The organism is Ruegeria profundi (genome assembly GCF_020171505.1).
GTDB lineage: Bacteria > Pseudomonadota > Alphaproteobacteria > Rhodobacterales > Rhodobacteraceae > Ruegeria > Ruegeria profundi.
In genome coordinates, this window is the sequence record NZ_JAIUZS010000001.1 from 863,347 (window position 1) to 887,196 (window position 23,850).

17 protein-coding genes are annotated in these 23,850 nt (G+C 54.2%); 7 read left to right on the forward strand and 10 right to left on the reverse strand.

The window, feature by feature from the left end; all coding sequences use genetic code 11:
• Positions 1-20: 20 nt before the first annotated feature.
• From LCM21_RS04185 to LCM21_RS04200, 4 genes are all read right to left on the reverse strand, one after another.
• On the reverse strand, positions 21-1,373 hold the full coding sequence (locus tag LCM21_RS04185; RefSeq protein WP_224889719.1) for an HlyD family type I secretion periplasmic adaptor subunit: 1,353 nt from the start codon (positions 1,371-1,373) through the stop codon (positions 21-23).
• Between the two features lie 15 nt (positions 1,374-1,388).
• Positions 1,389-3,287, reverse strand: coding sequence for a type I secretion system permease/ATPase (locus tag LCM21_RS04190; RefSeq protein ID WP_404818114.1), 1,899 nt, complete (start codon positions 3,285-3,287; stop codon positions 1,389-1,391).
• Positions 3,288-3,773: 486 nt separating this feature from the next.
• Positions 3,774-5,720 carry a type I secretion protein gene (locus LCM21_RS04195; RefSeq protein WP_224889450.1) on the reverse strand — a complete coding sequence of 649 codons (1,947 nt, stop codon included), beginning with the start codon at positions 5,718-5,720 and terminating at the stop codon, positions 3,774-3,776.
• Between the two features lie 130 nt (positions 5,721-5,850).
• Positions 5,851-8,190, reverse strand: coding sequence for a beta strand repeat-containing protein (locus LCM21_RS04200; protein WP_224889451.1), 2,340 nt, complete (start codon positions 8,188-8,190; stop codon positions 5,851-5,853).
• A gap of 602 nt (positions 8,191-8,792) precedes the next feature.
• On the opposite strand from LCM21_RS04200, the gene LCM21_RS04205 reads away from it, so the two are divergent.
• The 3 genes from LCM21_RS04205 to LCM21_RS04215 all read left to right on the forward strand — a co-directional run bounded on the left by LCM21_RS04205 (position 8,793) and on the right by LCM21_RS04215 (position 11,547).
• Positions 8,793-9,545 (forward strand): helix-turn-helix transcriptional regulator, encoded by a 753-nt coding sequence (locus tag LCM21_RS04205; RefSeq protein WP_224889452.1) that lies wholly within the window; start codon positions 8,793-8,795, stop codon positions 9,543-9,545.
• On the forward strand, positions 9,538-10,035 hold the full coding sequence (locus tag LCM21_RS04210) for a hypothetical protein (protein ID WP_068332433.1): 498 nt from the start codon (positions 9,538-9,540) through the stop codon (positions 10,033-10,035). Before LCM21_RS04205 ends, LCM21_RS04210 begins: the two co-directional genes overlap by 8 nt.
• A 378-nt stretch (positions 10,036-10,413) precedes the next feature.
• Positions 10,414-11,547, forward strand: a complete 1,134-nt coding sequence (locus LCM21_RS04215) for a response regulator (RefSeq protein WP_224889453.1) — start codon at positions 10,414-10,416, stop codon at positions 11,545-11,547.
• Between the two features lie 58 nt (positions 11,548-11,605).
• Here the strand turns inward: LCM21_RS04215 and LCM21_RS04220 are convergent, their stop codons facing one another.
• Positions 11,606-12,952, reverse strand: coding sequence for a cytochrome P450 (locus tag LCM21_RS04220; RefSeq protein WP_224889454.1), 1,347 nt, complete (start codon positions 12,950-12,952; stop codon positions 11,606-11,608).
• 287 nt (positions 12,953-13,239) lie between these two features.
• On the opposite strand from LCM21_RS04220, the gene LCM21_RS04225 reads away from it, so the two are divergent.
• Positions 13,240-14,652, forward strand: coding sequence for a sensor histidine kinase (locus LCM21_RS04225; protein ID WP_224889455.1), 1,413 nt, complete (start codon positions 13,240-13,242; stop codon positions 14,650-14,652).
• A gap of 45 nt (positions 14,653-14,697) precedes the next feature.
• Here the strand turns inward: LCM21_RS04225 and LCM21_RS04230 are convergent, their stop codons facing one another.
• Positions 14,698-15,345 (reverse strand): class I SAM-dependent methyltransferase, encoded by a 648-nt coding sequence (locus tag LCM21_RS04230; protein ID WP_224889456.1) that lies wholly within the window; start codon positions 15,343-15,345, stop codon positions 14,698-14,700.
• Between the two features lie 88 nt (positions 15,346-15,433).
• On the opposite strand from LCM21_RS04230, the gene LCM21_RS04235 reads away from it, so the two are divergent.
• A complete protein-coding gene (locus LCM21_RS04235) occupies positions 15,434-16,372 on the forward strand; it encodes a LysR family transcriptional regulator (protein WP_224889457.1) in 939 nt (312 codons plus the stop codon).
• A 122-nt stretch (positions 16,373-16,494) separates the two neighbouring features.
• On the opposite strand, the gene LCM21_RS04240 is transcribed toward LCM21_RS04235, so the two are convergent.
• The 3 genes from LCM21_RS04240 to LCM21_RS04250 form a co-directional block, all read right to left on the reverse strand.
• Positions 16,495-17,616, reverse strand: a complete 1,122-nt coding sequence (locus LCM21_RS04240; RefSeq protein ID WP_224889458.1) for an adenylate/guanylate cyclase domain-containing protein — start codon at positions 17,614-17,616, stop codon at positions 16,495-16,497.
• Positions 17,617-17,686: 70 nt separating this feature from the next.
• Positions 17,687-18,094, reverse strand: a complete 408-nt coding sequence (locus tag LCM21_RS04245; protein WP_224889459.1) for a universal stress protein — start codon at positions 18,092-18,094, stop codon at positions 17,687-17,689.
• Between the two features lie 59 nt (positions 18,095-18,153).
• Positions 18,154-18,603: a phasin family protein gene (locus LCM21_RS04250; RefSeq protein ID WP_068332455.1), complete on the reverse strand. Its 450-nt coding sequence runs from the start codon at positions 18,601-18,603 to the stop codon at positions 18,154-18,156.
• Positions 18,604-19,246: 643 nt separating this feature from the next.
• Here LCM21_RS04250 and LCM21_RS04255 point away from each other — a divergent pair.
• Both LCM21_RS04255 and LCM21_RS04260 read left to right on the forward strand, forming a co-directional pair.
• A complete protein-coding gene (locus tag LCM21_RS04255) occupies positions 19,247-20,467 on the forward strand; it encodes an APC family permease (protein ID WP_224889460.1) in 1,221 nt (406 codons plus the stop codon).
• 45 nt (positions 20,468-20,512) lie between these two features.
• Positions 20,513-22,129, forward strand: a complete 1,617-nt coding sequence (locus tag LCM21_RS04260; RefSeq protein ID WP_224889461.1) for an MFS transporter — start codon at positions 20,513-20,515, stop codon at positions 22,127-22,129.
• Here the strand turns inward: LCM21_RS04260 and LCM21_RS04265 are convergent, their stop codons facing one another.
• Positions 22,130-23,722: a trypsin-like peptidase domain-containing protein gene (locus LCM21_RS04265; protein WP_224889462.1), complete on the reverse strand. Its 1,593-nt coding sequence runs from the start codon at positions 23,720-23,722 to the stop codon at positions 22,130-22,132.
• Positions 23,723-23,850 lie beyond the last annotated feature (128 nt).

Consider the following 23,850-nt stretch of genomic DNA (forward strand, 5'->3'; position numbering starts at 1 on the left):
TGGCCGTGCAGCCAGCCCCATTATTGTTCGCGGAAGGCGCGCGACATGCTGTCGGTCACTGGTTTCGCGATATAGGCCGCAAATGTCCGCTCTTCCGTCTGGATCATGATTTCCGCGGGCATACCCGGCGTCGGGATAAAGCCGCGCACACGCTCGATCTCTTCGGGCTGCAACGAGATACGGGCCAGATAAACCTCTTGTGGCGCACCGGCGTTATCTTCCATCACCGAGTCCGCCGACAGATAAAACACCTGACCGTTCAGAACCGGCGTTGTCCGCTGATTCAGGGCGACAAGGCGCACCGTCGCATCTTGTCCGGTTACGACGCTGTCGATCTCGGTGCGTGGTATCTGCGCTTCGATGATCAGGGGCGCGTCCGAGGGCAGGATTTCGGCAATCGGCTCACCCGTTTCGATCACACCACCCGGAGTGTGATAATGCAGACGCACCACAGTCCCCGTGACCGGAGCTCGCACAACCGCGCGATCCAGAACACTACGGGCCTGGCGGGCTTTTTCACGCACACTTTCCAGATCAGCATCGATCACGCCCAACTCGTCCAACGCGGCCTCACGATAGGCCGCACGGGTGCGATCAATCTGTTCCTCATATTTCAAAAGCATCTGGCGGATCTCAGAGGCTTCGGCCTGCAAGCGCGCCTGCTGTCCTTCAGCTTCGGCCTGTACGCGGCGGATCGTGTTCAGTTCCCCCTTTCGTACCAAACCTTTTTCGAACAGCGCCTGTTTCGTCTCAAACTCTTCCTGCAGGATCTCTGATCGCCGAACCATGCTGTCCAACTGCGCCTCAAATCCGCTTGAGCGGATTCTCAGCGCTTCCATATTCCGTTCCAGCAACGAGATATCGTTCAGCAACGTTTTGCGGGACAGATCAAAGGTGATCTTCTGGCCATCAAGAATAGCCATCACTTCGGTATCGTCCGATTTGGCAGTCAAGTCGGGCGAAAACTCCAACCTCTGCAGTTCATTATATTCGGCGTTCAGGCGCTGTGACATGGCCTGAAGGCGGACTTGCCGGATAAACAGTTCGCGCTCGTTCGCTTCGGCCGAGGTCTGGTCCAGCGTCATCATTACCTGCCCGGCCTCAACATACTGACCTTCGACAACCTTGATATCCTGGATGATGCCGCCTTCGAGGTGCTGCACGATCTTGTTGCGTCCAGTGGCGACAAAGCTGCCCTGGGCGATCACGGCAGCAGCCAAAGGCGCCCGGAAGGACCAGACACCAAAACCGCCAAAGCAGACAACAAGCATAACCATTCCAATGACGACGAAGCGGCTGATCGAACGCGGAACTTCGGCATACCAAACCTCGGGCGATTTGGGATCGTTGTTCACGGGCACCAGTTCATTCATCATGTCGTACCCCCCTTACTGCTTTTGAATGCCGGGCTGATTGCCGCGCGGCGCATTCAGTTGTTGCAGAACTTGTTCGCGATGACCGAACAGCGCCACACGGCCATCCGTGAGAAGCATGATCTTGTCCACCACGTTCAATAGCGTAGGCTTTTGCGTAATAACTACAACCGTAATCTTGCTCTCTTTCGCCTGTTCGATGGCCCGTGACAAAGCTTTGTCCCCGGCGACATCCAGGTTCGAGTTCGGTTCGTCCAAAACCACCATACGCGGATTGCCGAAGAAGGCCCGCGCCAGCGCGATACGCTGCTTTTGCCCGCCGGACAGGGGCGACCCATCGGCGGCCACCACGGTCTCATACCCTTGCGGCAGAGTTGCGATCATATTGTGCACATCGGCCAGAACAGCGGCATCGTGGATTTGCTCATCCGTTGCATCATCCCGCATCCGGCCGATATTATCCTTGATCGTACCGGGGAACAGCTGCACGTCCTGCGGCAGATATCCGATGCTTTCGCCAAACTGGCGCGGGTCCCAGTTGCGGATGTCCATCAGGTCCAGACGGACACTGCCCGAGGTTGGCAGGATTGATCCGACGAGGGTCTTACCGAGCGTGGTTTTTCCCGCACCCGAGTTGCCGATGATGGCCAACGTCTCACCCGGGTTCAGCGAGAAACTGATGCCATTCAGCACGACGCGTTTGGTGCCGCCGGGTACATATAGCAAGCGCTCTACGTCCAAACGACCCTCGGGGCGCGGCAGCCGCAGCTTTTCGAATTGCAGCGCCGAGTTGGACAGAAGTTGATTGATCCGGCCATACGCCGCGCGGGTCAGCAAAAAGCCGTTCCAGCCTTCGATCGAGCCTTCGATCGGCGCAAAGGCCCGGCCTGCGATAATCGAGGCGGCAATGACCATCCCGCCCGTGATTTCACCCTGTAGCGCCAAAAACGCGCCCCAGCCCAGAATGCAAATCTGGGTCAGCAGGCGAACGGCGCGAGAAATGGCCGCAAAGATCACGTTCCGGTCCTGCGCGCGAACCTGCCACGTCAAGGATTGCGCGGTGTCCCGCCCCCAAATCCGCACGGCTTCGGGGATCATTGCCAGAGCATTAATGATCTGACTGTTTCGAGACATCGAGTCGAGGTGCATGTTAGCCATGGACTGGGCCTTGTTTGCCTCGGCAAACGGTTTAGCCGTCATACGCTGGTTGACGAAGGCAATAACCATAAGCACCAGCGCCGTGACAATTACGATCATGCCCAGTTGAGGGTGTACCAAGAAGATCATCAGGATGAACAAGGGCGCGAAGGGCACATCCAGGAAGGAAATCAGCGTACCCGAGACCAGAAACCCTCGCACTTGCTGTAGATCGCCCAGCGTCTGATATTCACGCCCTGTACCGTGCAGCGAAGCGTGTGCAGCCGCGCTTAGGATCGGGGCACCAAGCCGGGCCGCGACTTCAACCGCGGTTCGCATCAGCATGAACCGTCGGACGGCATCAAATGCCGATTGGAAAATCACCGCGCCAGCGACAATGGTTGTCAGCATGATCAACGTGTCCAACGACCGGCTGGTCAACACGCGGTCACTGATCTGGAACAGATAAATCGGAATCGCCAGGATCAGGATGTTCGTGGCGCACGTCAGAACCAGCACGAAGGACAGATTGCGATAGATCGCGCGCAATGACGTGCGCAGCGTTTTCTGAAAGTCTTCGGGCGGGGTTCGCTTGTGAAATGTTTGGGGTGGCCCTTTACCATCACCGCCGCCTGAATTGCTGCGCAGCATTGGCTCATTCGCCTTGGCCTCGATAGTGGCACCCATGCGATCACCGCCGCCCGAGCGCGACGCGGGGGGTGAACGGTCGCTCGTTTTGTTGACGGTTTCTGGATCGGGGCTCTCGACGTCGGCCACCCCAGCACCGCTGCCCTGTTGGTCACTGTCCTTGGCAGGCTGCGGCTGCTTGCGCCGAAAGGATGGTTCGGCGCGCAGTTTTGGTTCCTTTTTTTCTACTTTAGGTGCGGAGTTTTTCTTTGCTTCTTGAGGTGCGGAGTCCGCTTTTACTTCCTGAGCTGCGGAATCCTTTTTTTTCGCTTCCTGAGGTGCGGAAACCTTTATTTTCGCTTCCTGAGGTGCGGGATCTTTTTCTACTGCCTTATCGGCACCCGCATCGCTCTTGGCGGTTGCCTCCGGATTGCCGTCTTTCGGATCACTTACGCGGAAGTCCTCGCTTAAGCGTAATCCGGGAGTCTTTTTCTGTTTCAATTTGTATCTGCTCGCACTTGGCGGCTTTGAGACAGCGCCGCCGTTGCGATCCAACGGGCTGGCGTATCGTCTAGGACGCGACAGAAAAACAATCGACATGTCAAAACTTTCAGGTCACTCGTAACAAACAGGGTACTAGGCTAGCATAGATTGTAGGCCGTCGTCGATGCTCGCCGCCTCAGAAGGTGTTAATTTGCTATGGCCAGGTGCGTGCTCTGAATTGCCTGGCGCATCAACTTCTTCCATAAGAACCGCAATCGCTTCGTTGATCAACTCGGGATTTTCGTCTTCAGGGCTATCAAACATGCTTGCCTGGTGCAGCATCAACTCTGAGTATTCACCCTCTTGCGCCATGACGACCGAGTCCACGCCCATTTTGGTTACGCTGGCCGCATTCAACAGTGCATTACCCGCCCCAAGTGCTGAAACCTCTGCTCCGCCTGGGGTTTCAACGTACACATCGTCGTCATCCTGCAGCATGGTGACCTGATCGATGACGTTGACTTGCATCAGATCGCCTTCGATCTTCAGCACCCGGATCAACTCGGTACCGGCGAACATCGGATCGTTCAGCAACGCGTCTTCCAGAGCGTCTGTATCTACTTCTTGCAGGTCCACGGTTGAGGCCAGATTGGCGCTCATCTCTGTGTGAGAGTCTTGTCCCTCAGTTTTCAACGATACCTGGTTCATGACCAGATTGTCCTCGGCATCGGTAGTATGTGCGCCGTGAATCACATCGTTGTCCGTGAAAACGATGGTCTGGGTTACGACATCAACCGAGATCATATCGCCCCCGATGATGATAACGTCGTAGTAGGTGCCCAACTGAAGGATGTTGGTCACGTTGGTCAGGATGTTGTCCCCCAACGTGTAAACCGTAGACGACGAGGTGATTTCGGTTGCGATGTGGTCGATATCTGTCGCGTCGATAAGCTGCTGTATGAAGTTGGTCACCAGCAAGTCACCCGAAATCCAGTCGATTGAGACAATCGGATCCTGTTCGGGATCTTCGGCCACATTGAGTTCCAACCAAGCTGCCTCGTTGGCCTCGGTACTTATGTCCGAAGCCTGAAGCACTTGCGTTTTACTTTGCGCGCCCTCTCCCTGATCAACATCTGTGACGACTGCGACCTGGCTGACGAAGGTCAGATTAACGGCTTGCCCGCCAACAACGATATTCGGGGCATCAACCCAGCCGACGGTCACTGCAACCTCGTTTACGGCGAAGTTGCCCCCCGCGACGATCGAATGGCCGTCTTCGAATTCTTGGTCTTCGGACTGATCCCATTCGGCTGGCAAGTCGTCTGAGATACCGTACTCGTCCTCTTCCTCTTCCAAGTCCTTTTTGTGATGTTCCGGCATCAATTCCAGAAAGTCGGGCATTTCATCAACATGCTCGCCATTCACGATGATGCCCGTTGCATCTTCACCGTGGAACTGATGAACGGTAACGCCTTCGATATCGATAGTTACAGGCGACTGCATCTGTTCGATGAGTTGCTCAATCGCCTCACCGGACTGGTAATCCTGGATGTGGATCGAAGGGGTCGAAACGGCATGCAGCGACATCGCCACAGCTTTCAACGCCTGGCCCTGTTCCATCAGGGCTTCGGCATCGCGGAAATTGCCCTCACCCACGACGTCGTTGTCGTTGAGGTGAATTTTCTGCACAGTGTAGGTGACCGCCGAGCCGATCAACTGATGGATAAACTCAGGCTTGAGGATCACGTTGAACTGTACGCCGCCCCCGAAACCCAGCGTTTCTGGAAAGAACACGTCTGGGCCGAACGCCGGATTCGACATCAGGACGGCATCTTCAACCGGTCCTGGGCTCACGGCTGGAGGGGGAAGATCAGACTTTAAAGGGGCAAACTTGTAGGATATCGGGTCGTAATCGCCCGGGTTCATTTTCAAAGGTGCTTTTACTTCAATTCTTGTGGGGTCTTCCAGATTCTCAAGTTCCGCCTTGCGCCGAAGTGCAACGAATTCTTCATACTGGTCCCGCCACCGGGCCTGCTCGGTCGTAAGTTCAAATGTTCCAACAAAATGTGCAATTTGTTCCGTAATACTGTCGAGCGACATACTGGTTCCCTTTCCCCGCGCCAGCCTAAAATTTCCGGCTTAGGTTAAGCTGGGCCGAGGCCGCCTGCTTGCGGCCCCGGCATTTTCTTGAGAGGGATCAGAGCCCGCCATAGCGGGCTCTGCCTCTTGCTTACACGTCGGTGTCGTCGGTCGCGTAGCTGGACGACATGTTGCCACCAACCATCGTGGTATCGACCGAGTTGCCAAGGACGTTGGCACCCATGACGATCGACTGGTTGAAGGCCGAGGTGTCGACAACTGCCGCTGCAGATGCGTGCGACTCGCCACTCACGATGCCGTCGCCACCGTTGTTCGAGCCCCAGGTTCCAGCATTGCCGCCGGCACCACCCGCGCCCGAGTTTGCACCCGTCGCGTTTCCGCCTTCCTGCATGCCACCTTTGACATCACCGATATCGACGAACCCGTGGGCGTTTCCGCTTTCGCCGCCCGCGGCCCATGCAGCGCCGCCGCCGCCACCGATGCCCGTTTCCGTCGTGCCGTTCGAATAGGCAGTTCCGTCCGCGGTTGCATCGTTGTCGGAGCTTCCGGCACCACCGTAGCCTGAGATTGCCTCGGCCAGGCTGTCAGCTGATCCGTCAACGTCGGACATTGCGAACACACCGGAGTCTCCGCCGTTACCGGCGTCGTTGTCAGCGTCAGCTGAGCCAGTGCCGCTTCCGGTAGAGGTCGCATCCAGATCGATTGCGCCGCCGCCGCCGCCAACACCGTTCGCTGTCGCAGTACCGGTACCATCAGCATCGGCACGACCGTCGGTGTCGTTGGTTCCGCCAGCACCACCATCCGAGTCAGCGTCCTGCTCGTTCTTGGCAAAGCCGTCCGCATCACCCGCAGTCGGTGTAACGACCGAACCGGTTGCATCCTGATCACCAATACCTTTGGCGTAGGATTCAGCATCTGCGTTACCGCTGTCTGCGTCACCGCCAGGGCCGTTTCCGCCATCACCTGCACCGCCAGTTCCGGCACCGCCCAGGCCTAGGCCACCGTCTCCGGCACCAGCGTTGACGTTGCCACCTTCGTTGGTGTCACCACCACCGGTGCTGGCATCCGAGCTACCGTCATCGTTCAGGCCGACCAGACCGTTGGTCTGTTTGGTTGATGCAAGAGCTGCGTCGATCTGACCAGCATCGCCGGCTTCACCACCGCCGCCAGTGCTTTCGCCGCCGTCACCGTCGCCGCCGTCACCGTCGCCGCCGTCGCCGTCGCCGCCGTCACCTGCGCCGCCATCGGCATCCGTGCCAGCAGCACCAAGACTTCCAGCAAGGCCGAGACCGATGTTGCCACCCGAGGATGTCTCACCAGTTTCGTTTTCGCTTTCAGACTCGTTCTTGGCCAGGCCAATGTTGCCCGCGCCGCTGTCGCCGCCATCTGCGTCGCCAGCCGATGCGTCAGTGGCCGCAAGCGCGCCACCTTTGGCAGCTGCTACGCTCTCATTGTCACCACCGGTTGAGTCGCCTTCGTTGCCGGCACCGGACAGACCCAGACCCAGGCCCAGGCCAATCGATCCAGCGTTGCCGCCGTCACCACCGTCGCTGTCAGCTTCCGAAGAGTCTGCGGTGCCTTCGTTGTCAGCGCTGGAGTCTGCATCAGCGTCGCCGCTGTCGCCACCATCGCCGCTACCGTCAGCATCTGCATAGCCCTTACCAAAGTTCAGGCCCAGCGTAGCCGCATCACCCGAGTCGCCGCCGTTTCCAGCGTCTGCATCAGCGTCAGCATCACCAGTTTCACCACCGGCTGCAAGTGCGCTGCTACCTTTGGTGAACGACAGTACGCCGCCACCGCTGTTCGAGCCGCCGTCACCGGAGCTGCCACCGTCTGACTGGGTGTCGATACCATCGTCGGCTGTTGCCACGCCACCCGTGGCGTCGCCGGACTGAGTAAACTCGCCTTCGTTCCTAACATTCGCGGAACCAAGATCGTCAGCATCGTTCAGCTCGGCCAACTGGCTGTTGATTGCCAGCATGTCGTTGCCTTCACCGTTCAACGAGATATCCAGGTTCATATCGTCGCCCGGATCGTAGTCAAAGTCATTGCCGACAGTGATCACGTCTTCAACAGAGCCACCTTCATACACGTCAACATCGACCAGATCGTTGTCTTCCTGCGGCATCCACTCACCCGGGTCACCGAAGTCAACGTCGACTCTGTTCGTGTTGATGTTCTGGTCGTTGCCACCGTTTCTGACTTCGTTGGCTTGCTGCTGTTGCTGCTGCTGATCCTGATCTACACGCTGATCCTGATCCTGATCGACATCCGTATCTACATCAGTATCTACGTCCTGATCCTGATCAACATCAGTGTCCTGATCCTGTTCCTGACCATTCAGGTTAGCGTTAATATCGGTGTTTTCAACGCTTGCTTCGGATTCGGATACTGCATAGGTGCCCTCTGCAGTCACGTCCGCCAGACCTGAGGCTGTAACGTCGCCGGTCGTTTGTCTTTCTCTACCCATTTCAAAATTCCACTTACTAAGCGCCCGACCGTCATTCATCTACAAAACGGCTACTGGCGCGGTTGAAACAAAATTTAGGCTCACAGGCGCAACATGCGCTTGAAGCGGTCATGTACCGTGATTTCGTCTCCCACCTTCCTTTCCCGGCTAAGCCGATGGTGTGTCAGCGGTGCTACAGATTCGCGGAAATTCGCGATTCGCGGACACGTCAGGAATTACGCTTCCCAAATTGAAGCAGGATCATGTTCGCAGCAGGAAGGCGGGCTGAATAGCTGCCCTAAAGCATTAGATGATATAAGTATCTGATTTAAAAATATCATTTTTGCAAACTTTCTGCGGCCGGCGGGTAAATACACGAAAATGCGGCAAAAATTCGGCAAAACGCCTAAAACCATAGTTTTCCTTTGTTTTTATTGGAAAACTGATGGTGAACCTAAACGAAAGTACTAGGTCTAACAGACAGGTGGCCACAAAATGTTGATGAAAATTAGCCTTTCGGGTATGGTGACCATCAGTAGTATTAATTTACCGTTAATTTGCGGTTCACGTGTTGTTTACGATTTCGTCACTGATTTTGTGGCGTGGTTTCATAGGGGGAAGTAATGAACAATCCGTTACAGGATAGTGTTGCCCGAATAAATGAATGTACCGAAGACTTCTCGATCAATTTCATCGGCAAGGAACTCTTCTTTTCAAACCATACCCTGCGAAGTGTTGAGTCAGAGTTCGGCGTTGCCGCTCACAGGTATGAAGACGTTTCTGAGTTAAACGCCAGCGTTTCAGGCGGTGTGACTGGAAAGGTTGTCGTTGTCGATCAGATCATGTTGGACGATCTTCTCAGCCGACCAGAAGTCTATACCGAAGCAGCTGGCACCGGCTGTCTTGCCTTTGCGTATCGCAAAGAGGACGCGGCGCGTTCGCTTTTTGAAAACTGGGATCGGCGCCAATTCGGGGATATCGGATATCTACCGATGAATGTTGCGCCGGATGTGTGGCGGTCCATTCTGCGGCTGTTGATGCATGAAGAGCTGTATCTGCCAAGTTTTGTGGCCGATTGCGTGTTGAAGCCGCAGAACCACAATAAGCCTTGTCTGGTGACAGACAACCAGGCAGAGCCAAAAGAACCCAATCCGCTGTATTCTCGACTGACGCGTCGGGAAAAGCAGGTGCTGCAACTGGCGTCCAAAGGACAGAGCAACAAGATCATCGCCTCTAACCTTGGCATTACCGAGCACACTGTAAAACTGCACATGCACAACGTTGCGGGCAAGATCGGTGTCAGCAACAGAACGGCCGCTGCGCAGTTCTATTTCGAGGTAACGTCAGACGAAGCGCGCGGCCAGACCGTTGACTGAGACATTGGAAACCCGATTTGACCGTCTGATCTTGCTGGTCGGCAAGCTGAACTACATGTGGACCAACACCGAAAGCCTGTTGATCCACCTGATTGCCGGCCTGAGCGGCACCAACAAGGATGTTGCTGTCATCATCTTCCTGACGCTCAACACCACGCGCGCGCGGATCGATCTGGTTGAGCGCCTTGCCAAGATGGAGGGGCGTCCGGCCGAGATTCGTGATCCGATCCTTGAACACACGCAGCGGCTCAGCAAGTTGTCATCGATCCGGAACCGATACAATCACTGTATCTATTCATTCGATGCAGAAAGCGGGAATCCCAAGACAATCTTAATGCGCATAGCGGACCGAAAAACCGACATCAAACTCGGACGTTCCGACACGGTCGATGAGCAAGCCATTAAAGAGATCGAAGACATCGTGGCGCAGCTGTCTGCCGCGAACCGTGATATCTGGCGCCTTATCAGTACGCTTGGTTTCCCCGTCTGATCATATCAACACCGACGCCCCCACATTGCTGGGGTCGTCAGAAATTGATGTTTTTTCCTAGAACTCTCGAAGCTTTAAAGTCTGGTTTCAAATCAACGCAGGGCAGCAACCTTCCCTCACTGCGCCCAAGATGTTATCCTCTGTGCCATAGATGAATACAAACTCGTTTTTTTGAATTGCTGCCGGTTCCTATTTCGTTAACACGGCCACCAGGATCCGACGTTTCAGACCCCGAAGTTGGCGTAAAGGCGACATTTGCCAAAATAAGGTCAAGAAAATACCGCGTTTCATGCAGGTTTTCTGCTGTTATGCCGCTGTTTCGTCCCACTCGCCTACTAATCTGAGCCCGCTAGGCAGAGTAATCGCGGTTAAACAGTCATGAGACATTCCACGCTCGACAATGATCGGTTCCAAAGAAAGCTGGATCTTCAGGCGCTCAGGCAGGTGACGCTCAACGTTTTGGTCGTTGATGACGAACCAAGTATACTTGAGCTGCTACAGTCGGCGCTGCCCGAGCTTGAAAACTGTAATGTGTCCGTCGCCGACTCGGCGGCAGCGGCACTTGAAAAGATTCAGGCCGCAGAAGCCCCTTTCGACTGTCTGCTCTTAGACATCCAGATGCCGGGTACCACCGGGATCGAATTGCTGAAGCAACTCAGAAAAACACCTGATTATATGGATACACCGGTGATCATGCTGACCGCGATGGCTGATCACAGCCACATCGAACAGGCGTTTTTAGAAGGTGCGTTTGACTACATCACCAAGCCGTTTGACTTTTTCGAACTTCGCAGTCGAATGAACGCAGCCCATGTTTTGATGATGGAGCGGATCAGGGCAAAGACTTCGACGGCGTCAATACGAAATCTTCGCGAAAAACTTGATTTCAATCAGCAGTTTAACTTCGAGGACCCGCTTTCGATAGAAGGGTTGGAGCGGTGTTTGCGCTATGTCGAATTCGACAATTACGTTGATCAGCTTTCAAGGGGGCGCCGCTTTGACACCTGGGTGACTGCGGTCAAGCTTCAAGGGGCCGAGTACCGTTTTGACATGAGTGACTTCGGCATGTTTCGGCGCGTGATTTCTGACATCGGTAAATGCATCGAAAAGACATCCAAGAAGGCAAACGCAGTATTCTCGTACCGGGGAAGTGGTATTTTCCTGGTTGTCACGCATGGACGCAATCGTATGAACCAACTGCCAACCGAAGAAGTCCTTAACCGAAAACTAAGAATGGTCCTGAGCAGCCGGCTTACCTCGTCGCATTTAAAGGTCGCGATGAGTCCGCCTGTGTCAATGCGGTCATTCTCGAAATCAGGCGCGATCTCAGCTTTGAACCTGGCATGCGAAAAAGTAAACGGCAGAGAGAGGGCAATGACCAAAAGCGTTACAGTACAATCCCACGTTCGTCCAAAAGAAGAACCCGTGCGCGAAGAACACATGACAGCAAGACTGTATGACACAGTTTTACGAGAGCTTTACGGCGACAACACCTATCTGAACGGAAAATAGCCGATAATCAGATAAAAACATGCTTTTTAAAGACTCTGCAGGATACCCACCCACCACGTCACGGCGCTCGTTCGGCTTCAAGCACGAGCGGGCCACTGGTGCGCATGGTGAATGTCAAAACCGGTTCGGGCATCTTCGCCTCACCCAATGAAAAATGAACGCGCCGCAAGAGCGACGCCATCAGAACCATGATCTCTGTCTCCGCGTATTGGGCACCAATGCAGATTCTGGGCCCATCACCGAATGGAATGTACTGGCCGCGCGGCAGAGTAGCCCCCAAAAACCGCTCTGGCCGATAGTGGTTCGGAGCCTCCCACAGTTTTTCATTCCTGTGCAGCGAATAGACAGGGAAAAACAGCGCGTCGCCCTTTTCAATCTTTACCCCCTTGATTTCGACGGCCTCCGCGGCATCCCTGGCGAAAAACGCGGCAGATGGGTAAAGGCGCAGTGTTTCTTTTACATGCGCACGCAGAAGTGGCATGGATTCAAGGTCAGAAAACTCGACCAAGCCTTCGGCGCGCACTGACCTGATTTCCCTACGAATTTTGTTCTGCATTTCGGGGTTCAGTGCTAACAGATAATATCCCCAAGCCAATGCATTGGCCGAGGTTTCGTGCCCTGCAACAACGAAGGTCAACAGATTGTCGACTGTAGTCTCTTCGTCTTCAAAGTCGGTTTTCAATGCCTCAATCATGAAGTCAAGAAAGTCTCGGGGTTCGCTCCGGTTTTCAAGCCGACGCTGCTCGATCACTTGCCGGGCAAGTTCGCGCATCTTGGTCACAGGTGCCTTGCTGGCCAGCCATTTCTTTCGCGGCAACCATTTCGGCAGGCCCATTAAATCGAACAGAGAGATATCTGAGATGTACTTGAAATACGCGATTAGCCCTACGCGGATTTGTTCAGAGCTGACTTCTTTGTTGCCTGAGAAAATCACCCGAGAGATGTTCGTCAAAGTCGATGCAGGGGCAACCTGGGATACATCCACAGGGCCTTCGTTTTCCACTAGCGACTCAGCGACCTCGGATCCGGTTTCCGCAAAGTAACGGGCAAGAGTCGGCAGGTTTCTGGCTGCAAACAAAGGGGAATACCGCCGCCGCTGCTGGCGCCATTTCTCACCTTCGGAAAGGATCAATCCGTTACCGACAGCCGATCCAATGATATCCTTGGTAAACTTGGCTTTCGGAAATGACCGCCCCTGCCCGACCAGCAATTCGGTGATCATTTCCGGGTCGCAGAAATAATGAATGTTCAACGGGCCGCGTACATAGGTCTCGCGCAGAGTTTCGGCTGGTATGACTTCGAGCATGTTTCGCCCTGCCGACCTTGCGAATTGAAGCAATGTCACCGGTTTTTCCGCAAGCCGCGCCGCAACCGGAGTGACGTCGAACTGCTTCATTTTCGTCATTCCAAACGCCGTCAAAACGCAGCTCCTCGGTGTATCTCAGCCTAACCTCGCCTCAATTTAGGTGGAAAATCGCCATATTAGCAACAAAATCATAGGCTTTTGGCTGCAATGTGGGCAGTTGCGCAACAATAATGTCACCCGCAGATCCTGCCTTAACTTAGCTGGAACTCAACAATTTGGTGATGAGCGTCTGGATTATTGCCAAACTGTGAACCCAATTCCGACCAACTGCGTCCTCATTGTTCCGCTATCGCAGTTCCAAGAGTGTCAGAAACGAAGATTTTAAAATGACGGCCATCGATCCAGGGCAGTTGGACCGGTCAACCGGCGAGCCGGAAAACCGGCTTCTGCAGAACATCAAGGACTACACTGCCATGAGCTTTGCGCTTTTGTGGCAGCGACAGGCTATTTTTCTGGCGACGACAATCCTGACCGGTTTCTTTTTCGACCCCATGAACGCATTTTTGTTCTATGGAACGATCCTGGTCTGCGAAGCACAGGACTTGATGCTTGCCAAACGTGTGCCGCGCCTAAAGCCGGACCAACACAAGGCCATCGCAATGATGGTCGCTTGGATCATCCTGAATACGATCCTAAGTTCATTTGCGATATGTGTTTATGCCATTTCAGTGGCTTTGAAACAGCCAACTGGCGGACATTTTACACCCCTGTTCTTCCTTTTCGCCGCAGCGTTGTTTGCAGCGATGAACAACCACCAGTTTGTCTGGGCGATGATTGTGCGCCTGACGATGTACGGTGTTTCGTTCATGGTGATTGTCGTAAGCGACATATGGATTGTGCGACCCGAGCTTTCCTCTGATCTTTGGTTGCAGTTTTTCACAGTCATTTTTGTCATGTACTTCCTGATCGACTGTTCCTTGGTGTTTCTCAAACTCTACCGCAGAAACCTGGAGCAGCTTGAAAAATTAAAAGAAGAACATGAGAGAACAAAAGCAGCGTTTGTTGCCAAATCTCAGTTCATTTCAACCGTCAGTCATGAACTGCGCACACCTCTGACCTCGATCAAAGGCTCGCTTGATCTGATCAATTCCGGCGCATTGGGTGAGGTTCCTGCCCCCATGCAAAACCTTGTTCAACTGGCAAGCAAAAACAGCGAACGCCTCGCTTCACTGATCAACGACGTGCTGGACATTCAGAAAATGGAAGCCGGAGAAATGAGCTACCGCGAGGGCACGATCGACGTACACGAACTGATCCGCGAAGCAATTGCGTGTAACTTGGGATATGTCAGCGCTCATAACGTGGAAATCACCGAGGATATTCGCGGCAAGGACAAGGTCTTTATCAAGGGGGATGACTCGCGGCTGCTTCAAGTGTTGGCAAACATGATTTCCAACGCGGCCAAGTTTTCCTTTGAAGGCGGTACAGTCACCGTCGGCTGCGAAAAAATGGGGACGCATATACGAATTTTTGTAAGGGACCAAGGCGTCGGCATTCCAAAAGGCAGCCGGGGGAAGGTTTTCGACCGTTTCTCGCAGATCGACTCATCAGATGAACGGCACGCAGGTGGCACAGGGCTTGGGATGCATATCTCGAAGGAAATTGTCGAGCATTTTGGTGGCCGAATTGATTACCACAGCGTTCTTGGCAAAGGCTCGGTGTTCTTTATTGAGCTGCCCATCCTGAAAAGCAGCGCATCGGAGCCTAACGAGCCGGCGCGCGCCATGCAGATTGGCTAGGCGTCGCAGGCATCATCGTGCGGTTTTGGATATCCGCCAAAACGATCACGATTTCTTTGCGACAACATAGTGACTTGGGAGCATCCCGGATTGGCCCCCAGTCTCAACGATATCAAATCCCGCGTTCTTGATTTTTTGCTCGAGGGTTTCTGGGGTTATGAAGGACACAAACGGAGCCTTTCCAACAGCCTGCATCATCGGAACCGCGAGCTTGCTAAGCAAGGTGTATTTCCAGCCACCATGCGCAGGGGCGCATACGGTTTTCGAGATGAAAAAACCGCCCGGTTTAATCAGCGCGGCTATGGATGCAAGGGCGCGGTCAAGCTCGGGCAGAAGATGCAGCAAGTTATGCGCCAGCACGGCATCGTATGGTGCTTCGGCACTTGAATGATCAGAAACCTCCGCCACTTTGAACGTGACATTTTTCAAGCCTTCGCTTGCAAGCTTTTCGTTAGCAATCTCGATCATTCCCGGCGCAATGTCGGTGGCGGTGATGTGGGCAACATCTGGTGCGATCAGCAGGGCCGTCGACCCAGTGCCACAACCTATTTCCAACACGTTGTGCTCTGGTTTCAAATAGGATTTCGTACGCTCAAGTGTCTTGAGATACCCGTCCATGTCCCGGATCGGGCTGGACGCATATTTGCGAGAAATTTTGCTCCAGAATGCGGCGTCTTTGGGTAAGGCTCCCATTGTCAAACTCACTTATTCAAAATGCGGTGTGGGCGCGTCATACGCTGCCATGTGATTTAATGGAATTGCGTCTGTTTGCAGTAGTGATATGCATAAATGCATGAATTGGGGGGCGATCAACTTTGACTGGAACCAAGTGCGTTCGTTTTTGGCAACCGCCGAAAAGGGGTCTTTTTCTGCGGCCGCGCGTGTGCTTGAGCAATCCCAGCCAACCGTTGGCCGTCAGGTTGCTGCGTTAGAGCATTCACTTGGGGTGACACTGTTCGAACGTGTCGGCAAGTCGCTGAACCTTACCAGCGCTGGAGAGGAATTGCTGGTTCATGTTCGGGAAATGGCCGACGTCGCAAATCGGATTTCCATAACTGCGACGAGCCAGTCTAACACCATTGAGGGACAGGTCAGGATAACGGCATCCGACGTTATGTCCGTCTACCAACTGCCGCCCATCATCAAGCAAATACGCGAAATGGCTCCGCGCCTCGAAATCGATGTCGTTGCGGCCAACGACCTACGCGACATCCAGCGCCGCGAAGCGGATATCGCCATCCGACATGTTCGCCCGACACAACCGGACTTGATTGCAAAGCTGGTGGCCGAGGCAAACGCGCATTTCTATGCCGCCTCTTCTTACCTTGATCAGGTCGGGCGTCCGAAAACCGAAGAAGACCTCGCCAAGCTTGATTTTGTTGGTTTTGGGGATGTGACAACGATGATTGGCCTTCTCAACTCCGCCGGTATTCCTGTCACTGCGCAGAACTTTCGAACAGGATCGAAAACCGGGATCGTTGCTTGGGAATTGGTGCGCCACGGCTTGGGCATAAGCGTGATGGCGGACGATGTCGCCGCAATGACGCCCGGCGTTGAAAGGGTGCTTCCAAGTCGTGAACCCTTTAGATTTCCGATCTGGCTTACAACGCATTCTGAACTGCATACCGCACGGCGGATAAGACTGGTTTTCGACCATTTGGCCAAGCAATTGCGCAACTACGCACGATCACCCGACGATGGGTGTGGATACCCAAACTGATCTGCGTTCGACACGAACGGCTTCGGTTGCTGACCAGAGGTTGCGCAGTCCGTTGAAAAGGTCGGAGCCAACGGAAAATCAGTGAAAGCGGCAGTTTTCAGATCACGTCGAAGTCCGTCGGGTCAGTTCGTAAAGACATCAATCTCTCCAATGTTTTTCGCCCGAACGCGGAATTGGCTGCTAAACCGTTGCCTCTGGAACTCGCTTAACTCATCCCAAAACTCCCGGCTCAGCCGTATTCCACCCAACACGCCGTTTCCGTTTACGATGTCGTCAGAATGGACCTGCTCCAACCTTGCCGCCTTGTTAACCTCGGGACCAATCATCGTGAATTGGTGGCGTGTTGCCGAGCCGAAATCCCCGCTGACCACCAATCCCAGGTGCAACCCGATCCGCAATGACAAGGGCTCGTTCCCAATTCTGATTTTTTCAACATTTCGGGCCGCCTGCTCTGCTGCGTTGAGAGCTTCGGCGCAAATTGCTGTGGCACTGTTACTTTTGTCTTTCATGACCCAAAACGCCATCAACCCGTCACCGATAAACTTGTCTATGTGACCGCCAGCATCCAGAACCGGTGTCGTTTGTGCGTTGAAGAAACGTTGGACGACATCCGCAACCCGTTCCGGCGCTGTCTTCAACGTGAACCTGCTGAAATTTACCACATCCGAAAACCAGATGACCGCGCGCTCTACAACGTAGTCGGCCTGATGTGCGCTGCCTGACTGCATTCGGCGGCTCAAGGCGTATTGGTTTGTATAGGCATGAAGAATGCGTGTGTCGTCTGCCAGTTGACGGCCCAGAGAAGCCGTCTTTCTGGTGGCGTTCCGCAGCTTGATCGAGATGATCTTTGCGATGTTTCGCCAAATGACACCCGCTTCGGGATGTTCCTCGATTTTCGATTTGTCGATGATCAACACTTCGACGTTGCTTTCGTCGGCGACCAATTCATAAACGCGGCGATATCCGTTCCCTGCCAAATGCTGCTCGCCGATCACTTCATTTCGGCGCCTGACGAACAACGTCTGGTGGTTCAGCCTTACGGCAACCGAACCGGTTACGATAATCCAAAGGCATTCGGCCGGATCGCCGGGCTGGCAGATATTTTCACCTTCGGCATACCTGTATGGCCGCGGTTCCAGTGCCAGCGGTTCTTTCACATCGTCCACCAAACCGCAAAGAAACAGAGCTTCCTCATGATCTGAGTTGAGTTTCTTGATCCGGGTAATCGATGACTTGGCAGCCATTTCTTACGCTCCTCAACCGCTCTGCAGCTAATGAACTGCTCGGAAACAAAAGCGCGTCACCAACATGGGTTCAGCGGATTACGTGAACCGAGCACTTCGCATGATGAACGACCCTGTTTGCGGTGGTACCCAGGAATATGTCTTCGAAACCGGGTTTGTGCGAAGCCAGGATAATGCAATCGATGTCGTTTTCATTAGCAAAATCGACAATCGCCCTACCCGCATGCCCGGATATGAGATACGCCTTCGCACCGGGAAGCTCCTTGGCGTTTTGATTCAATTGCTCCTGAATCTCATGCCGCGTGTGCGCAAGAACGTCATTCGGAATCTGAGATGCCGCGTAAGCTGGGATCGGTTCTTGGACATGCACGACGGAAAAAACCGCGTCTGTATCAGCAAGCAGGCGCGCTGCTTGAAATGACGCCTGCGTGTCGTGGGCTTTGTCCAAAACAACCGGGACCAGGATATTTTTGTACATTTGAATAATTCCTTCCTGCTGCCGATGACTTCAGCCTGACTGGTGTGACAACAAAAGCCCTACACCGGTTCAGACTTTGAAGATTTACCGACTTTCTTTGCCGCCGTAGTAACGTCATCAACCGTTTTCTCGACTGCCTCCGCCTCGGTTTCAGCAACATAGGCGGCACATCGGGTCACGGTTTCGAACCATTCCTGAGCGTCCGCAACCAACCGTTCGGCTGAATTGCGCTGCCAATCCGCCATACTCTGCAAGGCTTTCGACGGGTCAGACGGGTTTGCGGATGACGCCGTGCGCGCTGCTTGCAGCGCAGAGCGAACGGCTTCGTGACGTCGTTCAAACCAGTGCTTGGCAAAAACCTCGGTCTCTTCAAGCATTTTTTCCTGCGCGTCCCAAAACTGTTCTATCTGCGCGCTGAACGCAGAACTGCCCAACGAGGGCGGCTGCATTTGCTTGAACACGTCGACAAGATTGGTCGGGTAACTTGTGCTGGGCTTCTTGTTTGACATCCTAAGTTACTCCTTATCCATTGAAAAAAACATTTTATCATACGCTACCTTGTTGCGCCTTGTCTCAGATCAGCGACCATTGTTATTTGCGTGCCTCGAAAGGACACGGGACGGGTCGGCTATCTTCATTTTCAAAAACTCCCCGCAGATGCGCGATTTTTGCTCCCACAATACGATGCACTACGACCTTTGCTTCACCATCCGTTAGCTCCGGAGAGTTTTGCACCGGGCGATCAAAAGATCGCCGTCACCCCAACATTGCTGTCAAACATCAAGGCTGGAAAAAGCGAACGTATCTAAAAATTAGCCTTGCAGACGCTGCAAGCATCTTGATTGACATAGATCAAAGCGATTAAAACATTCACATAGTGATATACGATTGTTTTAAAGTGATCTACGTTCGCTCAGCTATCCCCAAGCAAAAACAACGGCGAACGGAATTGCAAAAGCGTGGACGTTCCACCGTGGGGCTCGGCAGGAGTGGGTCCGGGCCCCTTTTTTGTTTACCGGCATGCTAATGGCTCATGCGTTAAGGCAAAAACGGCGCGGCGCGGCATTCTTCGGTGTCTTGAGCAACGAAAAGAAAAACGATTGCCAGCAAATTATCCTTATCAGACCGAGCAGCAACCGAAGATTACGTCTAATGAGCACGGGTGAAGCAACGGAACAAAAGCTAAAAAGGGCGCTTACGACTCCGATGCTTACGCTCTACGGGCTTGGGGTAACGGTTGGAGCGGGAATTTACGTGCTTGTTGGTGCAACGGCGCAAATAGCAGGGCCCTATGCTGCATTTTCGTTTGTTGTTGCTGCGCTTGTGGTGTCACTTACCGCGCTGTCCTATGCGGAACTGGCAACGCGCTATCCCGTCAGCGCAGGTGAGGCCGCCTATGTCGCTGCCGGATTCCAAAGGGACTGGATGGCGGTGGTTGTGGGCCTTGCGGTCGCGGCATCAGGAGTGATTTCCGCCTCTGCCATCGCGATTGGCGCCGCATCATACCTGCACGCGTTGACGGGTTTTGGAACACCCCTTCTGACCGTGGGCGTTGTTCTGATTATGGGACTGATCGCGCTATGGGGCATCACTGAATCCGTGTTCATTGCAGCCGTCATTACGGTCATCGAAATAGCCGGGCTTCTTTTTGTGATTGGTTGGGGCGTGTCGGAACACGACCCTCAGGGATATGCAGTCACTTCGATGATCCCACCGTTGGAGCCCGGCGCATGGAAAAGCATTTTCGCAGCCTCGCTTCTGGCATTTTTTGCATTCGTCGGCTTTGAAGACATGGCAAATGTCGCCGAAGAGGTAAAAGAGCCTACCCGCACAATTCCCAAAGCGATCTTGCTCACACTCGCGCTGGCCACGGTTCTGTATCTCGGCACGTCAATCACCGTTTTGAATGTTGTTCCTATCGATAGACTCGCAAACTCTGCGGCCCCTCTTGCATTGGTGTTCTCAGAGGCTCCCGAGACCATCAAAAAAGGCTTTTCCGCAGTCGCAATCGTGGCAACGGTCAATGGTGTCCTGATCCAGATGATAATGGCGTCTCGGGTGATCTATGGGCTTGCAGACAGGGGCCATCTGCCGAAAATCTTAGCAATTGTACCCAAAGCGACCCGCACGCCCGTCGTTGCGACGCTGTTGGTTGTCGCAACGATACTGCTACTGACCCAAACCCTTCCAATCGGGCTTTTGGCAGAACGCACGTCGCAGATCGTTCTGGGCGTGTTTGTTTTGGTCAACCTTTCGCTGATCCTTCTAAAGAGGGCTCCAGCCAAAGCCGAACAACACTTTGATGTGCCTCTTATTGTGCCCGTACTGGGTGTTTTGACCAGTTCACTGCTTTTCGCAGCCGGATTTCTCTGAGTAAATGCAACAGACTGCGACTTTAACCAAGCGACTTTAGGGCATATGAACACCGACCATTCTTCCATAGGCACGCAGGTTTCAGCCTGGTGGCACCGGACCTTTGTTGATCTGGCGCAGCAATTGCGGTGGTCTTACCTGCCGCCGTTGATGGTCTACTTTGCTGCAGGCGTTTCTGGCCTGACATCAGTCGTCGGTGCGTTTTTTCTGAAAGACTATCTAGATTTATCCGCGTCGTTTGTTGCCGGGCTGGCGTTTTGGGCCGGTCTTCCGTGGATACTAAAGATGCCACTGGGGCATGTGGTCGATCTGTTCTGGCGCTGGAAGTCCTTGTTGATCTTGCTGGGTGCTTCCTTGATTACACTGTCGCTCGTCATAATGTACGGGCTTGTGACCGCGCCGGCGCTTATGTCAGGCACCATGCCGTTGGAAGATTGGTATGTGGTCGCCCTGCTGCTGGCCCCCTCCGGCTATGCAATCCAGGATGTTGTCGCCGACGCCATGACGGTCGAAGCGGTTCCAAAGGTCGACCAGGATGGCCGCCCTTTTACACCTGAGGAAAGCCGCGCGCAGCACACGACCATGCAAACCTTGGGCAGAGTCGCAATAATCTCGGGGTTTGCCGCAGTTGCGGCGGTGAACATCTGGATATTCTCTGGTGCGGAAGAACTGCAAAATTCGGATCGGCTTGAGCTATATGGCCAAGTCTATCTGATCGCCCTGATCATCCCGCTGCTGTCGGTTAGCGGCGTTGTGCTGCACACGTTGATCCAGCGCCAGCGCCGCCTCCGGGGTCACCCAGCACACGGCGCCGAAAACGTCACAGAGGTCAAGTGGTCCATACTATTGGGCGGACTTGCGTTTGTTGCGCTCAGCATAACGTTGGGAACAGCGGAATTCGCATTTGCGCAAGAGACTATTTTTGTGGTGTCCCTAGCGGTCATCCTCTACCTCATGTCGCGCCTGCTAAAAGAGCTGGAGCCAGCACAGGCGAAAGCCCTGATTGGGACGGCAACGATCATATTCGTGTTCCGCGCCGTCCCCCTGCCCGGCCCCGGACTGACCTGGTTTGAAATTGACGAGTTGGGCTTTGATGAACAGTTCCTCGCAATCCTGGCCCTTTTGACATCCCTGCTTGCGTTGCTTGGCCTTTTCATCCTGAGGCCCTTCATGGCCAATCGTTCCATTGCCCATGTTGTCGTGGTCCTTACGATCGCTGCGGGTATCCTCGCCCTGCCCAACCTCGCGCTGTACTACGGCGTGCATGAATGGACGGCAGCCCGCACAGGCGGGATTGTCGATGCAAGATTCATCGCCATTCTTGATACGGCGGTGGAATCCCCGCTCGGGCAGATTGCGATGGTCCCAATGCTGGCGTGGATCGCGCGCAACGCCCCAACGCAGTTGAAAGCGACTTTCTTTGCGGTCATGGCATCGTTTACCAACATGGCCCTGTCGGCCAGTAGCCTCGGCACAAAATATCTGAACGAAATATTCGTGGTCACGCGTGAGGTGACAAACCCGGAAACCGGTGTCGTAACCTCAACCGCTGATTACAGTGAACTGGGCTACCTGTTGATCACAGTTGCCTTGATCTCTGTGATTGTACCGTTGGTCATGGTTTTGCTTGTCCAAAATTCTCGTTTCCATACGAGCGATTGACTACTGACCCTCCACCTCACCCAGCAGAGCAACGAGACCCGACACTGGTACACCGATATTCGAGCCGCCAAATTCCGGCAGAATCGCAGCATTGATTGCCACGACCTCACCCCTTCGGTTCAGAGCCGGCCCCCCACTGCCGCCAGTTGTGGTTTCGGCATCATAGACAACGGAACCCGGACTTGTTCGTGCGACGATTCCGCGGCTGGCAAGTGGTTGGATCTTGCCTTCGAAGGAAAGCCGGGATGCGATCGACCAGAAGTTTAGTGTTCCTTCCTTCTCAAGCGTTTGTAGGAATCCCGGCCCTGCTTGTGCGATCAAGGCCTTCAAACCCGTAGGATAGCCCATCAAGTAAACCTCTTCACCCGCACGCGGCGCGGCATCCGACAACGGCAATCCCAGCCCCTGAACACGGTTGGCATCCACTGACAAAAGGGCCAAATCAGCCGTTTCACTATACCTAACCAGTGTCGCCTCTATCGGCTCGGCTTCACCCGGCAGGTAGGCCAGTAAATTCAACATCTCCGCCTCAAGACCCGCAGCCTTAAGGGCTTTTTCGCGATCCGCCGAGGTCCAGGGCAAAGCGACATGTCGGTTTGTGACTATCAACGGTATACCCTCAAGCAGAAAACCGGTGCCCGTGAACTGGAACTCAGCAGGTTCCCCGGTTCCATCCGGTTCGATCCACGGTTGCCCGAACGGAGTTTGCAGCTTTTCTCCGTTCGGGCCCAAGACGTGCCGCAAAAGCTTACCACTCTCGATGTGGCGCAATCCGTACGCCCCTTGAATGAACGCAACGGACCGTGTCGAGGCAGTAATCACCCGGGTTGGTGCGCCCGCGCGTTGTTCCAGCGTCCCAAGCCGCTGTTCGGTCGAGATGATTTGATTTTCAAACGCGTTTCTCAGCGCATTCAGGTCTTCCGGTGTAAGCGCGTCCTCTCGGGTCTGCGCAAGCATGACGGCAACGGCTTCGATCTTGCGAGACTCCTCGTCGATACTTTCCGCCAACTTCTGGTCGTTTTGATAGAGAAGGAACACAAGTCCTGCGATCAGGAACAAGGCAGCAACGATCGTGATGCGGAACAGAATGGTGGTCTGCGATGCTAGCCGCCACCCACTGTCGCGCAGCGCACCGGACATCCGTTTTGCAAAGGGCCGTCTGCTGGATCGGGCATAGGCATACGCGTCACTCAGAATATCTTCGACGGTATGATGCGTGGGAAACAAGTGGTTGCATATTCTGTACCGGGTCATCGGACCTTTTTCGCCAAACTCGATCATGTCGCCATGTCCAAGGCGTTCTGACGAAACCAATCGCCCGTTGACCCATATCTTGTTACCAGAGAACGCGGTAATCGAATAGCCATCGCCAGCCCATTGCAGCGCGGCAACATCGTTGTCATGGGGCGGGTTGTCATCTTTCAACCGCAGGCTCAGCGCTCTGTTCTCACTAACCGAAACAGTCAGCGCATTGTCGACAAGCCAGATCACGTTTCCCCGTGACGGCCCCGTTAAACTTTCCAAAAAGGCGCGTACGTCACCGCCTTTGACGTCCTGTGGTGGTCTTATTCCATTTGCGTCCGGTTTCCGCATTCAAGTCCCCTGTCAAAGGCTACACTTGCACTTTATCACGCATTCAGGGTGTCTCGAATGCTCTGGTCGCAGCCTTTCAAATCCGGCTTTGGACAGCGCGACAGATGTCGCCCAATCGAAAGAAGGCC

Bases quoted from the DNA above. Each gene is read 5' to 3' on its own strand.
- LCM21_RS04185 (WP_224889719.1), bottom strand. From the start codon at position 1,373: ATGAATGAACTGGTGCCCGTGAACAACGATCCCAAATCGCCCGAGGTT.
- LCM21_RS04195 (WP_224889450.1), bottom strand. From the start codon at position 5,720: ATGTCGCTCGACAGTATTACGGAACAAATTGCACATTTTGTTGGAACA.
- LCM21_RS04200 (WP_224889451.1), bottom strand. From the start codon at position 8,190: ATGGGTAGAGAAAGACAAACGACCGGCGACGTTACAGCCTCAGGTCTG.
- LCM21_RS04205 (WP_224889452.1), top strand. From the start codon at position 8,793: ATGAACAATCCGTTACAGGATAGTGTTGCCCGAATAAATGAATGTACC.
- LCM21_RS04215 (WP_224889453.1), top strand. From the start codon at position 10,414: ATGAGACATTCCACGCTCGACAATGATCGGTTCCAAAGAAAGCTGGAT.
- LCM21_RS04220 (WP_224889454.1), bottom strand. From the start codon at position 12,952: ATGACGAAAATGAAGCAGTTCGACGTCACTCCGGTTGCGGCGCGGCTT.
- LCM21_RS04225 (WP_224889455.1), top strand. From the start codon at position 13,240: ATGACGGCCATCGATCCAGGGCAGTTGGACCGGTCAACCGGCGAGCCG.
- LCM21_RS04230 (WP_224889456.1), bottom strand. From the start codon at position 15,345: ATGGGAGCCTTACCCAAAGACGCCGCATTCTGGAGCAAAATTTCTCGC.
- LCM21_RS04235 (WP_224889457.1), top strand. From the start codon at position 15,434: ATGCATAAATGCATGAATTGGGGGGCGATCAACTTTGACTGGAACCAA.
- LCM21_RS04240 (WP_224889458.1), bottom strand. From the start codon at position 17,616: ATGGCTGCCAAGTCATCGATTACCCGGATCAAGAAACTCAACTCAGAT.
- LCM21_RS04245 (WP_224889459.1), bottom strand. From the start codon at position 18,094: ATGTACAAAAATATCCTGGTCCCGGTTGTTTTGGACAAAGCCCACGAC.
- LCM21_RS04250 (WP_068332455.1), bottom strand. From the start codon at position 18,603: ATGTCAAACAAGAAGCCCAGCACAAGTTACCCGACCAATCTTGTCGAC.
- LCM21_RS04255 (WP_224889460.1), top strand. From the start codon at position 19,247: ATGAGCACGGGTGAAGCAACGGAACAAAAGCTAAAAAGGGCGCTTACG.
- LCM21_RS04260 (WP_224889461.1), top strand. From the start codon at position 20,513: ATGAACACCGACCATTCTTCCATAGGCACGCAGGTTTCAGCCTGGTGG.
- LCM21_RS04265 (WP_224889462.1), bottom strand. From the start codon at position 23,722: ATGCGGAAACCGGACGCAAATGGAATAAGACCACCACAGGACGTCAAA.